Origin of the sequence: Lentzea sp. NPDC042327 (assembly GCF_040647275.1) — a bacterium.
Classification (GTDB): Bacteria; Actinomycetota; Actinomycetes; order Mycobacteriales; family Pseudonocardiaceae; genus Lentzea.
In genome coordinates, this window is sequence record NZ_JBEZBX010000001.1 from 318,481 (window position 1) to 339,960 (window position 21,480).

Consider the following 21,480-nt stretch of genomic DNA (forward strand, 5'->3'; position numbering starts at 1 on the left):
AGGCCGTCACGCCGTGCCGATGGCGAACACGTGGAGCTGCCTGTCCACGGGCATGGTCACGCTCGCGATCACCTTGCCCTCCGGCGCGGCGAACGGCGCGGTGGCGAAGACGAACGCCGGTCCGGTGCCGCCGCGCGGAACGTTGCGGTAGCGGGGGTGCGTGACGACGGTGTTGCCGAACACCGGGGTGTCGGGCTTGCCGCCGGGCAGGACCCAGTCGCCGAACGACAGGTCCGCCGGTGCCGTGGTGCCGTCGGTGAACGTGACGGTGGCCGTGCCGCGGTGGTCGCCGTTGGTGGCGGCGCCGATGAACGCCAGCCGTGTCGGGCCGCCGGTCAGGGTCACGGTCTGGCCGTCGGCGGCGACGTTGTCCGGGCGGCCGGGCGGGGTGGCGGGCCAGGTGAACGTCGTGCCGGCGACCTCGGCGCGTGTGCCGCCGGTCAGGCCTGCCTCGGCGAGGGCCTGGCGGGAGTGGCTGTTGCCGGCGCCGTCCAGGTTCGCCTGCGACCTGTCGTCATCGTCGGAGACGCCGGTGTTGCCGTAGCGGGTGACCAGGCTGCCTTCGGGGGCGACGAGCACGGTGACCGCGGTGGTCACGGTGTGGTGCTCACCCCTGATGGTCAGCGGGACGTCGTGGTAGCCCTCGGGTGCGGTCGCGCTCACCTGGAGCTTCACCTGGCCGTCGGCGAGCGGGAACCGCTGCGGGCCGGTGACGGTGATGCCGGCGGGCGGTGCGCTGGTGACGGACAGCGTGCGGTCGTCGCCGGCCAGCCTGCGCGCGGACACGGTCAGCTCGGCGGTGCCGCCGGGGTGCACGGTGACCAGGTTGTCGGCGCTCGCGAGGAAGTCGTGCTCACCGTCGCGGTAGGACGGTGGGGCCGCGTCGGCGCCGGTGGCCCAGCCGCGGTCCGGGGTGGTGCCCAGGTCGAAGTCGAGCCGGCCGCCGGTGCGGAGCAGGTCGCGCGGCAGGCCGGTGCGCTCGTGGTCGCGGCCGTCGAGGTGCAGGGCGTGCACGTACGGCGCGGTGGCGGAGGCCTTGGGCGCGGTGATGGTCAGGTCGCGGCCGGGCAGGTCGAGCACGATCCGCGGGAACAGGGGGCTGTGCACGGCCAGGTCGGACGTGCCGGGTGTCGCGGGGTACAGGCCCAGCGCGGCCCAGACGTACCAGGAGGACTGGGCGCCGAGGTCGTCGTTGCCGGGCTCGCCGTCCGGAGTGGCGTCGAACAACGTCGTCATGATCTGCCGGACCACCTGCTGGGTGCGCCACGGGCGGCCGGTGTGGTTGTAGAGCCACGGGATGCCGAACGCCGGTTCGTTGCCCGCCCACATGTACGGCTCTGACGGGCCGGCGTTGAGCTTGGTGGTGAACGCGTCCAGGCGGGCCGCCGCGGCGTCGCGGCCGCCCATCGCGGTGATCAGGCCGGCCGGGTTGTGCGGCACCATCCACGTGTACTGCACCGCGTTGCCCTCGTCGAAGCCGTCCTGGCCGAAGCCGCCTGCCGACGGGGGCCACGCGGGACCGTCCGGGAACCGGCCGGCGCCGTCGCGCGGCTGGACGTGCGCGGTGGCGGGGTTGAACAGGTTCTGCCAGTTCTGGCCCCGCCTCGCGAACTCGGCGGCCGTCGCGCGGTCACCGGCGGCAGCCGCGAGCTGGGCGATGGCGAAGTCGTCGACCGACCACTCCAGGGTGATCGAGGCACCGGCCCGCGCGTGGTCGCCGCGGGCAACGTCGGTGTTGGGCAGGTAGCCGCGCCGCACGTACTCGTCGATGCCCGGCCGTTCCCGGTAGCCGCCCGGTGTGGTGTCGACGCTGGTCGCGCCCTTGACCAGGTACTTGAGCGCGGTGGCGAGGTCGAAGTCGCGCGCGCCGTACGCGTGCAGGTTGGCGATCAGCGGGACCGAGCTGTCGCCGGTCATCTGGGCGGTGTGGTCGTTGGCGAGCGGCCAGCGCGGCCACCAGCCGCCCTGCACCGCGTCGTTGACCAGCGACTGCGCCATGTCGCTCGCCTGCCGCGGCCACAGCATGGCGTGCAACGGCGCGAGGCTGCGGTAGGTGTCCCAGTCGGAGAAGTTGGCGTACTGGGTGCGGCCGGCGGGCAGCGGGTGGACCTGGTCGTCGAAGCCGGTGTAGCGCCCGTCCACGTCGTTTAACGTGTTGGGGTGCATCAACGAGTGGTACAGCGCGGTGTAGAACGTCTTCAGCTCGTCGGCGTTCGTGCCCGCGACGCGGATCTTGCCGAGCTCGGTGCGCCACCGCGCCCTGGTGTCCGCTCGCACCCGGTCCGCGTCCCAGCCGGGCACCTCCTGCGCCATGTTCCGCTTGGCGCCGTCGACGTCGACGTAGGACAGCGCGACCTTGGCCTTCACCTGCCCCGCGGGAAAGCTCAGGTAGGCACCGGCCCGCGGCGCCCGGACGCTGCCGCTGTCCGGCGTGACGGTGCTGCCGTCCCAGGTGCCCTTCGCGGTGAACGGCCGGTCGAACGTGATGGCGTAGTAGACGGTGTACCTGTTGGCCTTGCCGCAGAAACCGCCGGTGCTGGCCGAACCGGTGACCGTGGTGTCGTTCTCGACGGTGAGGTCGGCCGCGGAGTTGCCCGAGAGGCTCGCGCCGCCCTTGACCAGCACGTGCCCGTCGGCGGGGAGCGTGAATGTCGCGAGAGCGGTGCGGGTGGTGGCGGTCAGCTCGGCCCGGACCCGCGAGTCCTCCAGCGTCACCGCGTAGTGGCCGGGTTCGGCCTGCTCGCTGCTGTGCCGGAAGGTCTCCACCCGGTCCCAGGGCTGCTCCCCCACGGCGCCGGTGACCGGCAGGATCGGCACGTCACCGAACACGCTGCACCCCGCGCTGGCGTGCGTGAGGCTGAACCCCCGGATCTTGTCGCTGTGGTACTGGTAGCCGGCGTACGAGCCGAGGGTGTCCGGCGAGAACTGCACCATGCCGAACGGCACGGACGGGCCGGGGAAGTTGTTGATCTCGCCGACGGCGGCGCCGGCCTTCCCGGTGCCGATGAACGGGTCGACGTGGGCGGTCGGGTCGGCGACCAGCGGTGGCGGGGGCTGGGGCTGCGCCGACGCGGCCAGCGGGACCACCAGGAGGAACGCGGCTGCCAGACCCACCACTCCGCTGCTGCGCATGTATCGGAACGTTCCGCAGACGTGGAGGGCTGTCAACGTTGTCGGCGGTGATTTGACCGGTTCGGGACAGGCCGTCCTCGTTGATGGGGCACGGCCAGCGGGATGCGGCGATCTGCGGGAGCAGCGGCCCGCATCGGTGGGAGGTACCCGATGGTCCCGGCTGCCAACCGCGCCGTCGCTCCTTCGTGGAGGGACGATTGCGCTCACCCGAAAGTGGGCACGTCTTGCGCGTGACGACCGACCACGATGACCTCCTGCACGCGCACCTCGACCGCGAGGCGCAGGAGTTACTGGATCCGCACCACCACCGGGCGAGCGCCCACCTCGGCGACAGGTTCGTCGTCGACCCCGCGCAGGTGCTCGCGAACGTCGCGATGGCCATGGAACGCCTCGACCTCGACATCGCCACACCGGTCAGCATCGAGGACGACGTCGCGACGCTCGACGAGCTGGTCGCGATGGTCGACCACTTCGGCAAGGGGGCCGAGCTCATCGCCCACGCGCTCAACACGGCGGCGCGGGTCACGACCGCCCGCTACCCCGCAGAGCTCGTCCGCCACCCGCTGCCGCCCGACTGCGACCTGCGCATGCTGTTCCACGCCGAAGTGGACGAACGCAGCCAGGACGTGGCGCGCGCGGTGTTCAACCGGCGGCTGGCCGAGCCGGCGGACGTGCGGGAGACGGAGGTCGCGGTCGACCTCGACGGCCTCACGTCGCAGCAGCAGATCGAGGTGTTCATGGCTGTGTTCTTCCTGTACGGCATCAAGGTCGGGGCGTTGCAGAACAGAACCGGCATCCGATGAGGTGCCTCGTCATGGGCGCGACCGGGCACCTGGGGTCGCGCCTCGTGCCGGAGCTGCTGCGGCACGGCCACGACGTGGCGGTGCTCGTCCGCGACGGCACGCAGGCGGCCCGGTTCCCCACGAACGTGCTGGTGCACGTCGGCGACGCCACGCACCCGCACGTGGTCGGGGAGGCCGTGACCGGCTGTGACGTCGTGTACTTCCTGGTGCACTCGCTGGACCGTCCCGACTTCGCCGAGGTCGACCGCGAAGCCGCCGCGGTGCTCGTCACCGCGGCGGCGGACGCGGACGTGCGGCAGGTCGTCTACGTCGGCGGGCCGCGACCCGACTCCCCCGGCCTGTCCGCGCACCTCGCGTCCCGGGCCGAGGTCGGTGACGTCGTGGCCGCGGGACCGGTGCCCGCGCTCGTCATGCAGGCGTCCATGGTCATCGGGGCCGGTTCGGCGAGCTTCGAGCTGCTGCGGTCCTCGGCGCGGCTCACGCCGTGGGTGCCGGTGCCGTCGTGGATGCACAACACGAGCAGGCCCGTCGCGGTCCACGACGTCGTGCACTTCCTCGGGGCCGCCGCTGACCTGCCGGAACCGGTCGACGGCGTGTTCGACGTCCTCGGGCCCGAGCAGCTCAGCTACCTGGAGCTGGTGCAGCGGTGCGCGCGGGTGCTGCGGCTGCCCGTGCGCCTGCCGCTGCCCGCACCGCTGTGGTCGCACAAGCTGGCCGCACAGGTCGCCGGGCTGGTGACACCGGTGTCCGCGGCCGTCGCGGAACCGCTGTTCGCCTCACTCGACCACGACCTCACCGCGACCTCTCCCCCGGTCACCGACGTGCTGCCCGCACCGCCCGGCGGTCTGACCAGTGTGGACAACGCCATCCGGGCCGCGACCACCCCGGTGGACGAGCGCACCGGCGGCGAGGTGTTCACCGAGGAGCGGACCGTCCTGACCGACGCGGCACCGGAGGACGTGTGGCGCACGGTGAACGCGCTGGGCGGCAAGGACGGCTGGCACACCATCCCCCTCGTGTGGACGGTCCGGGGCGCGATCGACCACCTGTTCGGCGGCATCGGCCTGTACCGCGGCCGGGCACCCGAGGTCGGCGAGGGTGACGTGGTCGACTTCTGGACCGTCGTGCACCGCGACGACGACGCGCGGCAGCTGGTGCTGCGGGCGGACATGAAGATGCCCGGTCACACCCTGCTCGACATGCGCGTGGACCGCGCGGGCGACCGCACCCGCTACCGGCAGAAGATCACGTTCACCGCCGACGGGCTGCTCGGCCGGCTGTACTGGGTGGCGCAGAAACCGTTGCACGACATCGTGTTCGCCACAATGGCACGCGGAATCGTCCGAAAGGCGTGCACGCGCCCATGATCACCTGCATGATTCCCGCATGCGCAGCTCACTGTTCAACCACCAGGAACGGTCCGTCGAGCCGGGAAGCTTCCAACTGCAGAACGAACGCATGCTGAAGGTGGACCTCACCGGCAGCGGCGGTCACTTCTTCGCCAAGCAGGGCTCCATGGTCGCCTACCAGGGCGACGTCGACTTCGCCTACGAGGGCGCAGGCGGCCTCGGCAAGCTGTTCAAGAAGGCGTTCACCGGCGAGGGCATGTCGCTGATGAAGGTGTCGGGCAGCGGGGACGTGTTCCTCGCCCAGGACGCCGACGAGATCTTCGTGCTGTACCTGGAGAACGAGTCCGTCACCGTCAACGGCAAGAACGTCCTCGCCTTCGACAGCACGCTGACGTGGGACATCAACCGCACCGAGGGCGCGTCGATGCTCAGCGGCGGCCTGTTCAACACCACGTTCACCGGCACCGGTGCGCTGGCCGTCACCGCCTACGGCACGCCGGTCGTGCTGAACGTGGACGTGCCGACGTTCGTCGACATGCAGTCCGCCGTGCTGTGGTCGACCTCGCTGCAGTCGTCGATCCGCAAGACCGCCAAGCTCGGCGCGGTCATCGGCCGCGGCTCGGGTGAGGCCTACCAGCTCGCGCTGTCGGGTCAGGGCATCGTCGTCGTGCAGGCGTCCGAGGGCCACCCGGTGCCGACCGCGCAGTGACGGGCCCCCGGCTGAGCGGCCTTGCCGCTCAGCCGCCCGGCCGCCACGGACACCGCGATGTGCGGGGTGAGGACACGCTTCGGACCAGGTGCTCCCGTCATCCCAGCCGTTCCAGCACCTCGGCGTCCTGGACGGGGTCCAGCACCTCGGTCGAGTTGTGCTCGCGGACGATCCGCCACCCGTCCGGTGTCCGGCGCCAGACCAGCGAGGTCGTGGTGCGGATGTGCGTGACCTGCTCGTGCGTCACGATCCGCGCCACGAACCGCAGCGTGGACGCGGCCAGGTTCCCGTCGGCGATGACGTGCGGGCCGTCGTCGATCACGTGGTGCGCCGAGGTCGTGGTGCGGAAGGCGGGTTCCCAGATCGCGCCGTACCCGGCGGCCGAGGTGGCGACCCGGTGCCCGGGGTCGAAGTCGTCGTAGAGGCGGACGTCCGATGAGCCGAAGTCGTAGAGCTCGCCGAAGACGCGCCGGAAGTCGAAGGGCTCGTCCCCCTCGCGGCGGTCCCAGCCGAACACCCACCGCTCGTGCTGGTCCGCGATCACCTGTGCAGCGTTCATGATCTCGACGGTAGGACCGCGCACGCGCGCCCGGCAGGGTGCGTCACACCCACCCAGCCGGTGGGTCACCTCCGCTCAGGCGCCGCGGCAGGCGAGCCAGTCGAGGTTGATCGCACCGGTGTCACCGGCGCCGTACGAGAGCGTGACCACCGGGTCGCGGCCGGTCAGCGGGACGTCGTCGAACGTCACGGTGCCCCAGGCGTCCCAGCTGTCGGAGACCTTCGGGAAGCTCACCTGGCGCACGGCCCGCCCGTCGACCGACAGCGTCATCGTGCGGGCGTCGCCGTGGGCGTTCGCGTACCGCAGGGTGAGCGCGCCCGAGCCCGGCTCCGCCATCGTGCGGTGCAACGTGAACGACGACGCGGCGCCCTGGGCCCACAGCCCGTCGAGGAACGCCCGGCCGGAGTAGCCGGTGTGGTTCACGTTCGTCTTGACGCCACCGGTGTTGTGGGCGTCCTCGGCCTCCAGGCGGGTGGGTGCCGGGCAGCCGGAGACCGTGCCGGCGGTGTCGGCGCAGCGGTCCCGTGCGTCGGTGACGCCGTCACCGTCGCGGTCGCCGTCGGTGGCTCCCGTCAGCGTGATCTCGACGGTGTGCGCACCCGTGAGCGTGGCGGGCACCTCGGCGCGCGACGGCCGGCCGTCGACCGTGACCGAGCGGATCGTGGAACCCGCGCCGCGCAGGGAGATCGTGAGGTCGGCGCCGCGGTAGCGCACGTCGCGCAGGGTCACGTCGCCCCAGCCCGCGGGCAGGTTCGGCGCGAACGTGAGCCCCCGGTCGGTGTACCCGAGGCCGAACAGTCCGGTGTGGACCATGTCCAGGAACGCCGTGGCTGACCACGTCTGGTCGGGTTCGGAGCCCCAGTGGAACTTCACCGCGTCCCCCAGCCGCTGGTAGCCGCCGTCCACCACACCTGTGGTGCCGTTGTAGACCTCCCAGAAGCCGCTGTTGTTCACGGCGAGCTTCGCGAGGCGGGCGGTCTCGGCGGCGAACCGGTTCGCGTCGCCCTGCCGGGCCAGCGCCTTGGCCCACAGGCCCTGCACGAGCGGCCAGACGATCGCGTTGTGGCGGCCGGGCTGGGCGTCGGAGTAGCGGTCCCAGTGCGGGAACGTGTCGGGCATCCCCCACGTCATGCCGCTGGCGTTCGCGACGATCGACCGCGCCTGCGCCGGGCTCGCGATGCCGAAGAGGATCGCGAACGCGAGCCCGGTGCCCTCCTGGTGGGCGCCGCGGGTGCCGTCGGCGAGCAGCTGGTAGTCGTACCGGCCGGTCGCCGGGTTCCAGAAGTGCCGGTTGATCGCGGCCTTGAGCGCGACGGCCTTGGCGCGGTGCGCGGCGGCCTGCTGCGGCAGCCCCAGCCGGTCGGCCATGTCCGCGGCACCGGTGTAGGCGGCGTAGTAAACCTCGTTGGTGCTCAGGTACATGCCGCTCGCGATGCCCGGCCACGGCATGCTGCCGGTGCTGACCGACTCGGTCGCGTCGGCGGGCGGCGCGGGGTAGCCGGCGATGCCGTCGTTGAAGAACGACGCGCCGGTGAACAGCCCGTAGGTGCGGTTGAAGCCGGCGCTGCTCGCGTTCTCCCGGATGGCGAGGGTGTTCGCGGCGGTGCGGTGGGCGTGGGCGAGGAACTCCCGGTCGCCGGTGACGAGGTAGTGGTGCCACGCGGCGGTGACCCAGACGACCTGGTCCCACTGCTGGTCGTCCTGCTGCACCCGCAGCGCACCGGTGGAGTCCTTGTCCACCACCGCCCAGAGCGTGTTCTCCGCGAGGGCCGGGTCCAGCAGGCTCGTCGCGTTCCAGCTGTTGATCGACGCGTCGCGCGTCCACGGCTGCTCGTACCCGCCGCCCGCGCGGACGATGCCGGTGCCGGGGTCCAGCAGACCGCTCTTGTTGTAGCGGGGGTCGTAGGCGATGGTGTTGCGGCGCAACAGGTTGTCCAGCGCGGTCGCGTAGGCGTTGCCGTACAGCGCCTGGCTGTGCGGGTTGGCGAACCGCAGTGACGGCGGCGTGACCACCGCAGCGGCCGGTGTGGCGGCCGTGACCGCGCCGCTCACCACCAGCAGGGCCAGGAGGACATGTCCGATCCGCCGCCGGGGACCCATCCGCCGCACCTCCCTCGGCACCGGACCCGTCCGGAGCCGATCAGCAGTGCACCACGGGAACGCTCTCACGGGCCCGTGCCGGAGAAGATCCTGTCCGCTTCTGTCACGGCGTTGCGCCGACTGGACGGCGGTGCGGTCCCGGGCCGCGGCGGCGGTGCGGCCCGGGACCACGCGACCGGGGTCCTGCGCCGCAGCGGCGTCGGCGCGGTCCCCGTCGCGCTCCTCAGCGGCTCACCGGGCGCCGAGAGGCAGGATGCGGGTCAGCACCGGCACGGTGGCTGCGGCGACCACGAGGTGCATCGCCATCAGCGCGAGCGAGTTCACCACGGACGCGCCCCCGGCGAGGATGCCGAGGTCGGGAATCCACGAGACCACGACGGCGACCGGGACGAGCACGCGCAGCACGCGCCGCGGGTTGCCGGCGAAGCGGCGCACCAGGTACCAGCCCAGCGTGCCGAGCGCGATGCCGATGACCGTGGCGGGCGCGTACTCGTTCAGGGCGAGGCCCATCCGCTCGGTGCCCTCGGGGATGAACTTGGCCGCGACCAGGGCGATCACCGCGTTGACGACGGTCGAGATGACCGCGGCGCCGAGGAGGCCGACGACGACCTCACCGGTGCTGGGCGCGAGACCTGCGGGGCGTGCGGGGAGGCTGGTGTCGGCCATGGGCCCTGTCCTTCGGTAGGCTGAATTGCAAGCGGTCACTTGCAAACGAAGGTAGCCATCCGGCGCCGATAATGCAAGTGTCCACTTGCATTATCGGACGATCGGGGAGGGCTGAGTGGCTGGCCGGGTGACCGACGCGGCGGTGTTCGACGCGGTGCTGGCGGTGATCGCCGAGCAGGGCTACGAGCGCGCGACGACCCGTGCCATCGCCGACGCCGCCGGGATCAACGAGGCGACCCTGTTCCGCCGGTTCGGCTCCAAGAAGGACCTGCTGCGCCAGGCCGTGCGCAGCAGCTTCGCCGGGTTCTCCCTGGACATCGACACGCCGGGCGACGACGTGGCCGCCGACCTGCTCACGATCGTCAACTACTACGCGCGCCTCTACGAGACGCGCGGTGGCGTGGTGCTGACCCTGATGCGGGAGGCGAAGTTCAGCCCCGAGGTCGCGGCCGTGCTGGCCGAGCCGGAGTCACTGCTGGAGAAGGTCGACGCGGTCGTCCTGCACCACCAGCGGCGCGGCGCCCTGGTCGTGGAACCGCCGCGGCACACGTTCTTCGCCCTGGTCGGCCCGGTGATGATGCGCGGCATCGCCCGGCGCATCGACCAGCGCGCCACGCAGGCGCCCGCCGACCCCGAGACCGTCGTGCGCCGGTTCCTGCGCGGTCACCTGGCCGACTAGGCACCTGGCCAGCAGTCTTGCCCGCCTCTCCCCCTCCTTGCTGCCCTGGCAGAGCCGGGGGCGGGGACTTGGGGCGTCGAAGGCACGACAGCCGGCAAACTGCTCAGAACTTGGACAGGATCTGGGTGTTCCACCACAGGTCGAGCTTGTCGAGGGTGTCGATGTCGCCCGGCCTGCGCAGCACGCCGATCGTGAGCGTGCGCGAGTCGACCCACCAGACCTCGGCCTTGCCCTCGGCGAGGAAGCACGTCGTGAACTCACCGGGCAGCGGTCCCGAGGTGGAGCGGTAGTAGAGCGCGTAGTGGATCGGGTCGGACTTGGGCCGGCACCCGCCGCGGTCGTCCATGCGCGGGATGCCCCGCGCGTTCACCAGCCCGATGAAGAACGCGTTCTGCGCGGCCTGATCGGCGAACAGCCGGAACTCCGCCTCGTCCGGCTGCGCCAGCCGCCCGTCGTAGGCGGCGTTCGCGGTGGTGCACCGGACCGCGGCGACCGCACCGCTGTCCGGCTCCTTGCGCACGCACGAGTTCGCCGTGCGGTACACGGTGGGCAGCGCGGCCAGCAGGGCGTCGTCCTGCGGCGTCCGGGTCGTGGTGGTGGTCGTCGGCGTGGCCGAGGTGGTCGTGCTCGTCGTGGTGCTGGTCGGGGTGGTGCTGGACGAGCCGGACCCGAGGGTGCGGTCCCCGTTGGCGATGATCAGCGCCGTCGCGACGATGCCCACCACGACCGCGAGCGTGCCGCCGACGAGCGCAGCCCGTTTGGCCGGTGAGGTGCGGCGGGGCGGCTGGCCGGTGAACGGCTGGGGGCCGGTGGAGGGGAACGGCGGAGCGGCGGGGGTGGTCGCGCGGGGGAATTGGGGCTGGCCGGGGTGTTGGGCCCAGTGGTGAGCGGCGGGGAGGCCGGGAGTGGCCTGGCCGGCCGGTGGGGTCATGGGCGCGGGCTGCCCGGCCGGTGGGGTCGGGTGCGCGGCGAGGGCGCCGGGCGGAGTGGGGTGAGCCGGCGCCGGACCGCCGGGCAGCGCGCCGCGACCGGCCGCACCGCCGTGGCCAGCGGGCCTGGGCGGCGTGCCCTGGGCCGGAGCGGGCAACCCACCCGGCGGCGTGCCGTGGCCGACGGGCGCACTTGGGGCCGGAGCGGGCAGCCCACCAGGCGGCGTGCCATGCCCGGCGGGCGCGCTTGGAGCCGGAACGGGTAGCCCACCAGGCGGCGTGCCGTGACCGGCGGGCGCACCTGGGACCGAGGCGGGCAACCCACCAGGCGGCGTGCCGTGCGCGTGAGCTGCGGCGAACCCGCCCGCAGGCGTTCCGTGACCGCCCGGCGCCCCGATCCTCGGAGCCGTCAACGCCCGCGCCGCCGCCTGTGCCAGCTCCCCCGCCGTCGCGTACCGCTCGGCGGGGTCCTTCGCCATGCCCTTCGCGATGACCTCGTCCAGCGCCGGCGGCACGGCCGGGTTCAGCGGCGAGGCCTTGGGCGGGGCCTCCTTCATGTGCGCCCAGATCTGGGCGGCGGTGCCGTCCGCGGTGAACGGGCGGCGGCCGGACAGGCACGCGAACAGGACGCAGGCCAGGGCGTACACGTCGGCACGGCCGTCGACCGGGCCGCTCTCGAAGCGTTCCGGGGCCATGTAGTCGAGGGTGCCGACCACCGAACCGGAGGCGGTCAGGCCCGTCACGGACGGGGAGGCGCTGCGGGCGATGCCGAAGTCCACCAGGTAGACGAAGTCGCCGGAGGTCACGAGGACGTTCGACGGCTTCACGTCGCGGTGCACGAGGCCGTCGGCGTGGGCGGCGTCGAGGGCGCTCGCGACCTGTTCGACGATGCGGACGGCGCGGGCCGGTTCGAGGGTGCCCTGGTCGATGACGTCGGACAGGTCGGCGCCCTCGACCAGGCGCATGTCGAGGTAGAGGCGGTCGTCGATCTCGCCGTAGGCGTGGATGGGGATGACGTGCGGCTCGCGCAGCCGGGCCACGATCTGCGCCTCGCGGCGGAAGCGGGCGCGGAACTCCTGGTCGTCGTGGTAGCCGGGCGACAGGCGCTTGAGCGCGACGAACCGGTCGTGCGCCGTGTCGTAGGCCCGGTGCACCTCGCCCATTCCGCCGCGACCGAGCAGCTGCTCGATGCGGTACGGCCCGAACGTCTCTTCCGTCATCGTCCCCGTGTTCCCGAGCGCCTTGTCCGTCCGAGTCGACGCGCGCAGACCGCTGCGGGTTCCGCCGACCGCAGCAGCCTAATCGGCGCCCGGCGGGCCTGGACGCCGATCGGGTGATCACGGTGTCGTCAGGCGCACCAGGAACCCGTCGTGGTCGGTGTGGCTCAGGCCGTACCTGGCGGTGCTGACGAACGCGTGGTCGCCGGAGAACACCACGTGCTGCACGTCGCCGTCGCCCTTGCGGACGTGGCCGGGCGGAACGCAGTTCTGCGCGTTCTCCGGGTCGGACGGGTCGTGCTCGAGGTTGAAGTCGCCGCCGACGACCGTCCGGCCACTCAGCCCCTCCGCCGACCGGATGGCCGGGACCACGTCGAACAGCAGCGCCCGGCACTGCGCGAGCGCGACCGGTTCACTGCTCGCCGACAGGTGGGTCGTGCACGCGAGGTGGTTGCCGACGGCGTAGGCGCAGGCGTAGGTCCGCTGCTCGTTGCCGCCGTCCTGGCTCGCGTACCGGCCCGTGTACGTCCGCACGCCCTGATGACCGGCTGCCGCGACCCGGCCGAGCACCGCGTTGCCGTAGTCCTGGCCGTTGGTGCACTTCACCGGCGTGCCGGTGTCCCGCCGCAGCGCCGGGGCGAACACCTGGTAGACGACGTCGCCCGGCCACGCCTGCGTCATCGCCGCCACGAGGTGGCCCGGGAGGTCGCCGGCGCAGATCTCGTTGAGCGTCACCAGGTTCGGCCGCACCCGCCGGATGAGGTCGGCGGCCTCGGGGACCGCGCGGCCCTGCGCGTAGCAGCCGGCCACCCCGCTGTTGCACAGGTTGAGCTGCAACGCCCAGAACCGCTCCGCGGCCACCCCCGGCACCGCCGTCGCCAGCACCACCACGAGCGCCGCCAGCACGGCCGAAACCCTCGCCCCCATCGGTTCCCCTCCGGTCGTCAGCGGCGCGCGATCTCCTCGACCACCGTGCGCGCCGCGGTCGCCGGACGCCCCAGCAGCTCTTCGAGCGCCGGGTGGGTGACCGCGAACTGGCCGGCCCGCGCCGCGCGGAACATGCCGAGGGTGAACTCTGCCAGTCCTTCCGGCGTGCCGTGGCCGATCACAGTTGCCTTCCACTCCTCGTCGTCGACGACGACCCGCCTGATGGTCCGCCCGGTGACCTCGCTCAGAACCCTTGCCACGTCGGCGAAGTCGAGCAGGCCGGGTGCGGTGAGCGGCGGGCTCGCGCCGTCGAAGAGACCGGGCTTCGTCACCGCGGCGGCGTCCGCCTCGGCGAGGTCGGCGTGCGCCGTCCACGAGAACGGCCCGTCCGCGGGCAGCCGGAGCTCACCGGTCCGCAGCGCGTTGGGCACGTAGTGCTCCAGCGTGCTGACGTAGAAGCCGTGCCGCAGCGCCGTGTGCGGGACGTCCTGCTGCGCCAGGTGTTCCTCGACTGCCGCGTGCTGCCGTCCCGGGTCGAACAACGAGTCCGGTGAGGCCGCCTGGTGACTCGTGTAGAGCACCCGGGACGCTCCCGCGCGCACGGCCGCGTCGACCGCCGCACGGCTCGCCTGGGCGGCCTGGGGCCCGCGGATCGCGGCCGAGACGAGCAGCACCTGGTCCGCACCCTCGAACGCGCGGTCCAGCGACGCGGGCTCGGTGAAGTCGCCCGCGCGAACCCGCACGCCCCGCGCGGCGAGGTCCGCCGCCTTCCCGGGGTCGCGCACGCTCACGCCGACGATCCCGGCGGGAACGCGCTCCAGCAACTCCTCGACGACCTGGCGGCCGAGCCGTCCGGTCGCCCCGGTGACGATGATCATGAAAGCCTCCCTGAACCAGTGATTCACAATCACGCTATCACTGATTCGGATCGACGATAGCTCGATGCTGATATCGTTGATCCATGACGGAGACCGGCGCCGACGCTCGCGTGAAGATCGTCACCGCGGCCGCCCACCTGCTGCGCACCGGCGGCGCCAAGGCCGTGACGACCCGCGCCGTCGCCCAGGAGGCAGGCGTCCCGGCACCGACGATCTTCCGGCTGTTCGGCGACAAGGACGGCCTGCTGGAGGCGGTCGCGGAACAGCTGATGGCCGACCACGTCACCGAGAAGTCCGCCAGCGCCGCGGCGGAGGACGGCGACCCGGTCGAAGACCTGCGCGCCGCCTGGCGCACCCACCTCGCGTTCAGCCTCGCCCACCCCGACGTGTTCCTGCTGCTGACCGGCCCCGGCCGCCGGCGCTCCCCCGCCGCCACCGGCGGCACCGAGGTGCTGCGGGCCCGGATCACGCGGCTGGCGGCGGCGGGACTGCTGAACGTGTCCGTCGCACGCGCGGTGGACCTCGTCCACGCCGCGGGCAGCGGGGCCGTGCTCGCGCTGCTGGGCAAGCCGGAGGACCAGCGCGATCCTCAGCTCGCCGACGTGCTGCTGGAGGCGGTGCTCGGGCAGGTCCTCACGACGGCACCGGCGCCGCCCGCGGCTGATCCGCTGGCGCTCGTGCTGGCGTTCGAGGCGGCGCTGCCGGAGCTGCCGTCGCTCAGCGACGGGGAGCGCACGTTGCTCACCGAGTGGTTGTCCCGCACCACGACCGCGCTGCAGGACCAACGGAGACGCTGATCCACAACAGGCTCCGGTCACTCGATAGGTTGATCATCACCAGTTGACCTCTCGCACCAGGAGCCCTCCGTTGACCGCCCGTGCCCGTTTGCGCGTCCTGGTCGACGCGCCGTGGTTCACCAGAGTGATCACCGCCGTCATCCTGATCAACGCGGTCACGCTCGGTCTGGAGACCTCGCCCCAGCTCCTGGCCGACCACGGCACCGTGCTGCACGCGGTCGACCGGGTGGCGCTGGCGGTGTTCGTGGTCGAGCTCTCCCTGCGGTTCGCGGCGTACGGCGGGGAGTTCTTCCGCGACCCGTGGAACTGGTTCGACACGGTGGTCGTCGGCATCACGCTGCTGCCGGCCACCGGCACGTTCTCGGTGCTGCGGGCGCTGCGGGTGTTGCGCGTGCTGCGGCTGGTGTCGGTGGTGCCGAGCATGCGGCGGGTGGTGTCCGCGCTGCTCACGGCGTTGCCGGGGATGGCGTCGATCACCGCGTTGCTGGCGCTGGTGCTCTACGTGTCCGCGGTGATCGCCACGAAGCTGTTCAGCGCGGTGGCGCCGGAGTACTTCGGTGACCTCGGGGACTCGCTGTTCACGCTGTTCCAGGTGATGACCGGGGAGGCGTGGTCGGAGGTCGCGCGCACCGTCATGGCGGAGAAGCCGTTCGCGTGGGTCTTCTTCGTCGGCTACCTGGTGGTCACGACGTTCACCGTGCTCAACCTGTTCATCGCCGTGGCGGTCAGCGCCATGCAGACGCAGATGACCGAGGAGCACGACCGCGAGGAGATGGCCGCGACGCTGCAGATCCTCGACGAGGTGCGGTCGCTGCAGGCCGAGCTGGCGGCGATGCGCGACCGCGTGCCGGGCTGAGGCGGACGAACGGCGGGCGACCCCCTGCAGGGCCGCCCGCCGTCTCGTTCGATCAGGTCACTCCTCGCCGAACGCGAAGTCCCCGCCGTCGTCCTCGAAGACCTCCTCGACGACCTCGCCCAGCACCATGCCGCCGACCACACCGGCCGCACCGGCGGCGATCATGCCGCCCATGCCCGGCCCGCTGCGGTGACCGTGCTGGCCGTGGTGGCCGTGGTGCCCGTGCTGGTCGTAGCCGTACTGGCCGGGGTGCGGCTGGCCGTACCCCGGCTGGCCGCCATAACCCGGCTGGCCGCCGAACGCCGGGTTGCCGCCGAACGGCATGCCGCCGTGGCCGCGGTCGGAGATCTGCGACAGCCACCCGTTGATCGCCGACGCCCAGTCGGCGACCTGCGCCTCCTGGTGCGACATCCGGAAGTGGCCGAACGCGTCACCGCCGGAGGAGAACATGCCGCCGCGCTTGTCGGCCTCCAGCACGACGTACAGCTCGTGCGGGGAAGCGACGAAGGTCAGCTCGACCTCCTGGATGCGGCCCGCGAACTGGGCCGGCGGGAAGAACTCGATCTCCTGGTAGAACCCGAGCTCCTGGTGCACGCCGTGGATGCGGCCGGCCTCGACGTCCGCGCTGCGGAACGAGAAACCCAGCTGCCCGAAGGCGTTCAGCACCGCGTCCTGCGACGGCAGCGGGCCCACGTGGACCGGGTCGAGGTCGCCCTTGTCCGGCGCGCCCGCGATGACGAGCTCGGTGCGCACACCGACGGTCATGCGCGGCAGCGGCTGACCGCCGACCGCGGTGATCGGCGTCTCCCACGGCAGCGGCAGCTGGAACGGGATCGAGACCGGCTGACCGGCGGGCACGCGCACACCCTGCTGCACCACCAGCCGGAAGAACTCGGACACACCGGCGTACTCGTGGTCACCGTGCTCGACCTCGACGCGCGTGACCAGCGACAGCACGACCTGGCCGATCTCGGCGTCCGCGCTGCCACCCTGGATGCGCACCTGGCCCGTGACCACCTGGCCGGGCGTGGCGTACGGCGAGTCGAGCACTGTGTCGACGGACGGGCCACCGACACCGAAGGCGCTCAGCATCCGCTTGAACATGGACAGTCTCCTCCTGCGGGGACTAGGTGAGGATCAGTTCGAACGCACCGCTGCGCGCGGTGCGTCGGTCTCGTCGTCGAACTCGCCGATCAGTTCTTCGAGCAGGTCTTCCAGTGCGGCGATGCCGACCACGGCCTCGTCGGCGCCGGCCACCAGCGCGAGCTGGGCGCGGTCGGCGCGCATCGCCGTCACCGCGGCCGCCACCGGCATCCCCTGCGCCAACGTCAGCACAGGGCCCATCAGCTCCCGCGCGGCGGGATCGGCCCCACCGGCGGTCGCCCGCATGGCCTCGCGGATGTGCACCAGGCCCACGTAGGCGCCGCGCTCGTCCCTCACCGGGAAGCGCGACCGTCCACAGCGGAGGCTGGCGCGCTCGACGTCGCGCGCCGACGTCAGCTCGGTCACCGTCGAGACGTCCGCGATCGGCACCATCACCTCGCGCAGCGTCGTCTTCTGCACCTGCAGCATCCGGGTGAGCAGCCGCTGCTGGTTCTCCGGGATGAGGCCGTGCTCGGCGGACTGGCGCACCAGCAGCCGCAGGTCGTCCGGGCGGTGTGCCTGGGCGAGCTCGTCCTGCGGTTCCACCTTCAGCAGGCGCAGCAGGGCGTTCGTCGTGCCGTTCAGTCCACTCAGGACCCAGCGGACCGAGTGGGCGAACGCGCGGAACGGCACGGCCAGCAGCAGCGCCGACCGCTCCGGGTGGGCGATGGCCCACGACTTGGGCGCCATCTCGCCGACGACCATGTGCAGGAACACCACCAGCACGAGGCTGATCGTGAACGCGATGCCGTACGCCACGGCGTCGGGCATCCCGGTCAGCTGCAGCAGCGGGTCGAGCAGGTCCGTCACCGCGGGCTTGGCCAGCGCACCCAGGCCGAGCGTGCACAGCGTGATGCCGAGCTGTGCGCCGGCGAGCATGAGCGACAGCTCGCGGACACCGGCCACGGCGGCACGTGCGGCGCGGGAGGTCTCCGCCTCCTGCTCCAGCCGGTGCCGCTTCGCCGCGATGAGCGCGAACTCGGCGGCGACGAAGAACGCGTTGGCCGCCAGCAGCACCAGCGACACGAGCAGGGACCAGGTCGTGCTCATCGGGCCTCCTCCCGCTGTGCGGTGCGCGCCGTGAGCACCACGGTGTCCGGCACGTTGCGGGCCACCGCGGCGACCAGCAGGGTCACCTCGCCGAGCTCGATCTCGTCACCGGCCTCCGCCGTGCGGCCGAGCTGGTGCAGCACCAGGCCCGACACCGTGTCGTAGGAGTCGTGCGCGGGCAGCGGCACGCCGGTGGCGTCCTCCACCTCGTCCAGCCGCATGCGGCCGGGCACCTGCCAGCGGCGGTCGCCGAGGGGTTCGATCGCGTCCTCGACGATGTCGTCCTCGTCGTGGATCTCACCGACGAGCTCCTCCGCCAGGTCCTCCAGCGAGACGACGCCGGCGAACCCGCCGAACTCGTCGACCACGCAGGCGAGCTGGCGGCGCTCGGTGCGCAGCCGTTCCAGGACCGCGGGCAGCGGCAGCGTCGTGGGCACCACGAGCGCCGGCGACGCGATGTCACCGATCGGCGTGTGCGGCCGCTGCTCCGGCGCGAGGGTCAGCACCTCGGCCAGGCCCACGACACCGCGCAGGTCGTCCAGGTCGGTGCCGGTCACCGGGAACCGCGAGTGCCCCGTGGCGAGCAGCTCGACCACGCGGGCGGCGGGCTCGTCGGCCTGCACCGAGTGGACGTTCACGCGCGGCGTCATGGCCTGCTCGGCCACCAGCTCGCGGAAGTCGAGACCGCGGTCGAGCAGCCGGGCCAGCTCCGGTTCGAGGTGGCCCTGCTCCTGCGCGTCCCCGACGATCTGCTTGAGGTCCTCGGGCGTGGCGCCCTGCGGCAGCTCCTCCACCGGCTCGATGCCGAGGGAGCGCAGCAGCTTGTTCGCCGTCGCGTCGAACAACCGGATCACCGGACCGGCGATCTTGAGGTACACCAGCGTGGACGAGGCCAGCCACGTCGCCAGCGCCTCCGGCTTGGCGATCGCGAGGTTCTTCGGCAGCAGCTCGCCGAGCACCATCTGCACGGCGGTGGCGAAGATCAGCGCCACGGCCATGGCCAGCGGCACGCCCACGGACTCGGGCAGTCCCAGCACGGTCGCCAGACCGGTGCCGAGCAGCGGCTCGGCCACGTACCCGACGAGCAGCGCCGTCACCGTGATGCCGAACTGCGCGCCCGACAACATGAACGACAGCTTCTGGGTCACCCGGTAGGCGCGCTCGGCGGCCTTGTCGCCCGCCTCGGCCATCTGCTGCAACCGGCCCCGGTCGACCGCCATGTAGGCGAACTCCTGGGCGACGAAGTAGCCGGTGGCGGCGGTCAGCGCCACGATCACCAGCAGGCCGGAGAAGATCAACATGTCGCACCCGCGACACGGAAGGGAGAGGTTCGCCGGGCTCGCCCCGGCGCAGTACTGCAGCCGTCTACATCGGCTTCGGAAGGCATGCTTCACAGTAGCACGTGACACTGTACGGTTGTGGGGACGAGGAGGTGTGCGTGTCCGAGGCCCTGTTGAAGATCGGAGAGCTGGCCGCCCGCGCCGGCGTGAGCATCCGCACCGTCGACTACTACACGACCCTGGGTCTCATCAGCCCAGCTCAGCGCACCGCGGGCAACTACCGGCTGTACTCCCCCGCCGACGTCGACCGCATCCACCTGGTGCAGCGCCTGGAGGTGCACGGCCTGCCCCTGGAGGAGATCGGCACGGCGCTGCAGGCGCGGACCGGCGACGTCACGCTGCTGCTCGACCGCATCGACACCGACCTGCGGGTGCTGCAGGAGGCCGCGGACAGCGCGTCGCCGGAGATGCAGGGCCTGCTCGCGGTGATCGCGACGCGGGTGCACAACCTGATCACGATCGCGTTGCAGCTGCCGCCGGACCTGCCACTGCCGTGAGCGGTTCCCCGCTACGGGACGGCGGTGCCGTCCCGTGTCAGGGCGGTCAGGCCTGGAGCTCCGGAGCGACCCAGTAGTGGCTGTCGCGCCACGTCTCGGTCGGGAACCCGTCGTCGTAGCTGTACACGCCGGCGTGCGCGGGCAGCACGAACGGCGCGCGCACGACCGTTGCCGGGAACGTCTCGGTGCTCGCGCGGTACAGGCCGTGGCGCGAGGTGAGCGAGGCGACGTACTCCACCCCCGGCACCACCGGCACCGGCGTGGCGAACGCGTCGGCGTACGCACCGGGGACGGCCTGGTCGGCGAGCAGCGTGCCGTCACCGCGCCACAACCGCACGCGGCTGGCCTTGTCGTGGTTCCACGACGTGACGACATGGCTGACGATCGTGTGGAACGCCTGTTCGACACCGGTCTCGCCGCCCAGCGGCACGGTGGCGGTGCGGTACTCGTCGCGCCAGGTCTGGCCGCCGTCCACCGGGACCTGGAAGTCCCGCAGCGTGTCGGACCGGTACCCGTCGTGGCCGCTGTCCGTGGGCGTGCAGAGGTGGGACTGCGGCAGTGTCGGCGTCAGGGGTCCGCTACCGGCTGCGGCGAGCAGAGCAGCGGTCACCGCGCGGACGGCGCAGCACGGTGATCGGACGCGACCACCCAGTCGCGGAACAGCTCGAAGTGCCGGTTCGCCGCCGCGCAGGCGGCCGGGACGTCCTGCGGCGGCAGGACCTGTCCGGCCAGCTCGCCGAACCGCCGCAGCCGGCGGCGCGCGTCCCCGTCACCCGCGAAGAACGACACCGGCACCGGGCCGAGTGCGCCGGCGACCCAGCGGGTGATCAGCTGTCCGCCGAGCCGGGCGCCCTCGACGACGTAGAGCGAGCCGACCAGCGCGGGCAGCGACTCGACGTCCGGCGTGGCCGACCGCGGCAGCGACGCGATGCGCGCCGGGCTCCAGCCGGAGTCGCGCAGGTCCGCGGCGAGCAGGCCGGCGCCCGGCAGGACCGACCACGGCAGCCGTTGCGCCGTGACGGCGGCGGCCAGCGCCTCCTCCAGCGGTTCGTGGAAACCGAGGAACACCGCGAGCACCTCCTCGTAGCGCTCCGGTGAGGTGAGCCGGCCCGACAACCCCAGGTCGTCCTCCAGCGCATGGTGCGCACCGCGGGTTTCTGTGCGCAATCGTGCGAGCAAGTCCACCCGCGCACCCTATTCTCGGGGGTGCGGCGGCCTCCTCGGCGGAACGGAACCTCAAAAGACCCGAACCGCGTCCAAGCCCATGACGAACGTCCGGATGGCAGCTCTGTGCACCGACCACGAACTGGAGGCGACGTGTCCACGACGGAAGACGTGCTGCCGGACAGATCCGGCACGCGGCGGACCCTCGCGATCGAGGACGACGTCAGCGAGCTGCGCCGCGCCAGGGACTGGGTGCGCGAGCAGCTCACCGGGCTGACTGCGGACCAGGCGGAGGACGTGGTGCTCGCCGCCGACGAGCTGGTCTCCAACGCGCTGCGGCACGGCGCGGCCCCGCGCACGCTGACCCTGCTGCTGCGACCCGGTTCGCTGCGGTTCGAGGTCGAGGACGGCGAGCCGGCACCGGCCCGGCCGCGTGAGGGCACCACGACGGGTGGCCGCGGGCTGACGCTGGTCGACGCGCTCGCGACGGACTGGGGGCAGCAGCCCACCGGCCGCGGCAAGGTCGTGTGGGCGGAGTTCACCCTCGACTGACGGGGCAACGCGCGGCGACGTCGCGCAGCCGGTCGACGACGGGGTGGCCGTCGGGCAGGAACTTCAGCACGGGTCCCCGGGGTGCGAGCTGCGGCCGGGCGCTGCGCCAGGTGGCGGAACGACCGTCACGTCC

General features: G+C 72.4%; 20 protein-coding genes. 8 read left to right on the forward strand and 12 right to left on the reverse strand.

What is annotated here, in order from left to right; translation table 11 throughout:
• Positions 1-6 precede the first annotated feature (6 nt).
• Positions 7-3,132 (reverse strand): GH92 family glycosyl hydrolase, encoded by a 3,126-nt coding sequence (locus AB0A63_RS01085; protein WP_360383834.1) that lies wholly within the window; start codon positions 3,130-3,132, stop codon positions 7-9.
• A gap of 230 nt (positions 3,133-3,362) precedes the next feature.
• On the opposite strand from AB0A63_RS01085, the gene AB0A63_RS01090 reads away from it, so the two are divergent.
• The 3 genes from AB0A63_RS01090 to AB0A63_RS01100 are packed head-to-tail and all read left to right on the forward strand — an operon-like array spanning position 3,363 to position 5,993.
• Positions 3,363-3,935, forward strand: coding sequence for a hypothetical protein (locus AB0A63_RS01090; RefSeq protein WP_360383837.1), 573 nt, complete (start codon positions 3,363-3,365; stop codon positions 3,933-3,935).
• An 11-nt stretch (positions 3,936-3,946) separates the two neighbouring features.
• Positions 3,947-5,302, forward strand: a complete 1,356-nt coding sequence (locus AB0A63_RS01095; RefSeq protein ID WP_360383839.1) for a DUF2867 domain-containing protein — start codon at positions 3,947-3,949, stop codon at positions 5,300-5,302.
• A 19-nt stretch (positions 5,303-5,321) separates the two neighbouring features.
• Positions 5,322-5,993, forward strand: a complete 672-nt coding sequence (locus AB0A63_RS01100) for an AIM24 family protein (protein WP_360383842.1) — start codon at positions 5,322-5,324, stop codon at positions 5,991-5,993.
• Positions 5,994-6,090: 97 nt separating this feature from the next.
• On the opposite strand, the gene AB0A63_RS01105 is transcribed toward AB0A63_RS01100, so the two are convergent.
• The 3 genes from AB0A63_RS01105 to AB0A63_RS01115 all read right to left on the reverse strand — a co-directional run bounded on the left by AB0A63_RS01105 (position 6,091) and on the right by AB0A63_RS01115 (position 9,318).
• Positions 6,091-6,552: a nuclear transport factor 2 family protein gene (locus AB0A63_RS01105; RefSeq protein ID WP_360383845.1), complete on the reverse strand. Its 462-nt coding sequence runs from the start codon at positions 6,550-6,552 to the stop codon at positions 6,091-6,093.
• Positions 6,553-6,627: 75 nt separating this feature from the next.
• The gene (locus AB0A63_RS01110) at positions 6,628-8,652 is read right to left on the reverse strand and encodes a glycosyl hydrolase family 65 protein (protein WP_360383848.1); all 2,025 of its coding nucleotides are present in this window, start codon (positions 8,650-8,652) and stop codon (positions 6,628-6,630) included.
• Positions 8,653-8,883: 231 nt separating this feature from the next.
• Positions 8,884-9,318 carry a DUF6069 family protein gene (locus AB0A63_RS01115; RefSeq protein ID WP_360383850.1) on the reverse strand — a complete coding sequence of 145 codons (435 nt, stop codon included), beginning with the start codon at positions 9,316-9,318 and terminating at the stop codon, positions 8,884-8,886.
• Positions 9,319-9,433: 115 nt separating this feature from the next.
• On the opposite strand from AB0A63_RS01115, the gene AB0A63_RS01120 reads away from it, so the two are divergent.
• Positions 9,434-9,997: a helix-turn-helix domain-containing protein gene (locus AB0A63_RS01120; RefSeq protein ID WP_360383853.1), complete on the forward strand. Its 564-nt coding sequence runs from the start codon at positions 9,434-9,436 to the stop codon at positions 9,995-9,997.
• Between the two features lie 103 nt (positions 9,998-10,100).
• Here the strand turns inward: AB0A63_RS01120 and AB0A63_RS01125 are convergent, their stop codons facing one another.
• From AB0A63_RS01125 to AB0A63_RS01135, 3 genes are all read right to left on the reverse strand, one after another.
• Entirely contained in the window at positions 10,101-12,146 is a 2,046-nt protein-coding gene (locus AB0A63_RS01125; protein WP_360383856.1) for a protein kinase, read from the reverse strand.
• Positions 12,147-12,263: 117 nt separating this feature from the next.
• Positions 12,264-13,070: an endonuclease/exonuclease/phosphatase family protein gene (locus AB0A63_RS01130; protein WP_360383859.1), complete on the reverse strand. Its 807-nt coding sequence runs from the start codon at positions 13,068-13,070 to the stop codon at positions 12,264-12,266.
• A 17-nt stretch (positions 13,071-13,087) separates the two neighbouring features.
• Entirely contained in the window at positions 13,088-13,948 is an 861-nt protein-coding gene (locus tag AB0A63_RS01135; protein ID WP_360383862.1) for an NAD(P)H-binding protein, read from the reverse strand.
• 83 nt (positions 13,949-14,031) lie between these two features.
• Here AB0A63_RS01135 and AB0A63_RS01140 point away from each other — a divergent pair, with 83 nt between their 5' ends.
• Both AB0A63_RS01140 and AB0A63_RS01145 read left to right on the forward strand, forming a co-directional pair.
• Complete coding sequence (locus AB0A63_RS01140; RefSeq protein WP_360383864.1) at positions 14,032-14,745, forward strand: TetR/AcrR family transcriptional regulator; 714 nt, start codon at positions 14,032-14,034, stop codon at positions 14,743-14,745.
• Positions 14,746-14,815: 70 nt separating this feature from the next.
• Positions 14,816-15,601: an ion transporter gene (locus tag AB0A63_RS01145; RefSeq protein WP_360383866.1), complete on the forward strand. Its 786-nt coding sequence runs from the start codon at positions 14,816-14,818 to the stop codon at positions 15,599-15,601.
• Between the two features lie 57 nt (positions 15,602-15,658).
• Here the strand turns inward: AB0A63_RS01145 and AB0A63_RS01150 are convergent, their stop codons facing one another.
• From AB0A63_RS01150 to AB0A63_RS01160, 3 genes are read right to left on the reverse strand one after another with little or no spacing between them, the layout of a single operon-like run.
• Positions 15,659-16,705 carry a sporulation protein gene (locus tag AB0A63_RS01150; protein ID WP_360383868.1) on the reverse strand — a complete coding sequence of 349 codons (1,047 nt, stop codon included), beginning with the start codon at positions 16,703-16,705 and terminating at the stop codon, positions 15,659-15,661.
• A gap of 33 nt (positions 16,706-16,738) precedes the next feature.
• Entirely contained in the window at positions 16,739-17,794 is a 1,056-nt protein-coding gene (locus AB0A63_RS01155) for a hemolysin family protein (protein WP_360383871.1), read from the reverse strand.
• On the reverse strand, positions 17,791-19,095 hold the full coding sequence (locus tag AB0A63_RS01160) for a hemolysin family protein (protein WP_360383873.1): 1,305 nt from the start codon (positions 19,093-19,095) through the stop codon (positions 17,791-17,793). Before AB0A63_RS01160 ends, AB0A63_RS01155 begins: the two co-directional genes overlap by 4 nt.
• Before the next feature lie 137 nt (positions 19,096-19,232).
• Here AB0A63_RS01160 and AB0A63_RS01165 point away from each other — a divergent pair, with 137 nt between their 5' ends.
• Positions 19,233-19,631 (forward strand): MerR family transcriptional regulator, encoded by a 399-nt coding sequence (locus AB0A63_RS01165; protein ID WP_360383876.1) that lies wholly within the window; start codon positions 19,233-19,235, stop codon positions 19,629-19,631.
• A 46-nt stretch (positions 19,632-19,677) separates the two neighbouring features.
• Here AB0A63_RS01165 and AB0A63_RS01170 read toward each other — a convergent pair whose 3' ends face one another.
• Together AB0A63_RS01170 and AB0A63_RS01175 are read right to left on the reverse strand one after the other, a co-directional pair.
• Positions 19,678-20,241, reverse strand: a complete 564-nt coding sequence (locus AB0A63_RS01170) for a DUF4082 domain-containing protein (protein WP_360383879.1) — start codon at positions 20,239-20,241, stop codon at positions 19,678-19,680.
• Positions 20,238-20,816, reverse strand: coding sequence for a biliverdin-producing heme oxygenase (locus tag AB0A63_RS01175; protein ID WP_360383882.1), 579 nt, complete (start codon positions 20,814-20,816; stop codon positions 20,238-20,240). The genes AB0A63_RS01170 and AB0A63_RS01175 overlap by 4 nt, the downstream gene beginning before the upstream one ends.
• Positions 20,817-20,948: 132 nt before the next feature.
• On the opposite strand from AB0A63_RS01175, the gene AB0A63_RS01180 reads away from it, so the two are divergent.
• Positions 20,949-21,347, forward strand: a complete 399-nt coding sequence (locus AB0A63_RS01180; protein WP_360383885.1) for an ATP-binding protein — start codon at positions 20,949-20,951, stop codon at positions 21,345-21,347.
• The last annotated feature ends 133 nt before the right edge of the window (positions 21,348-21,480 follow it).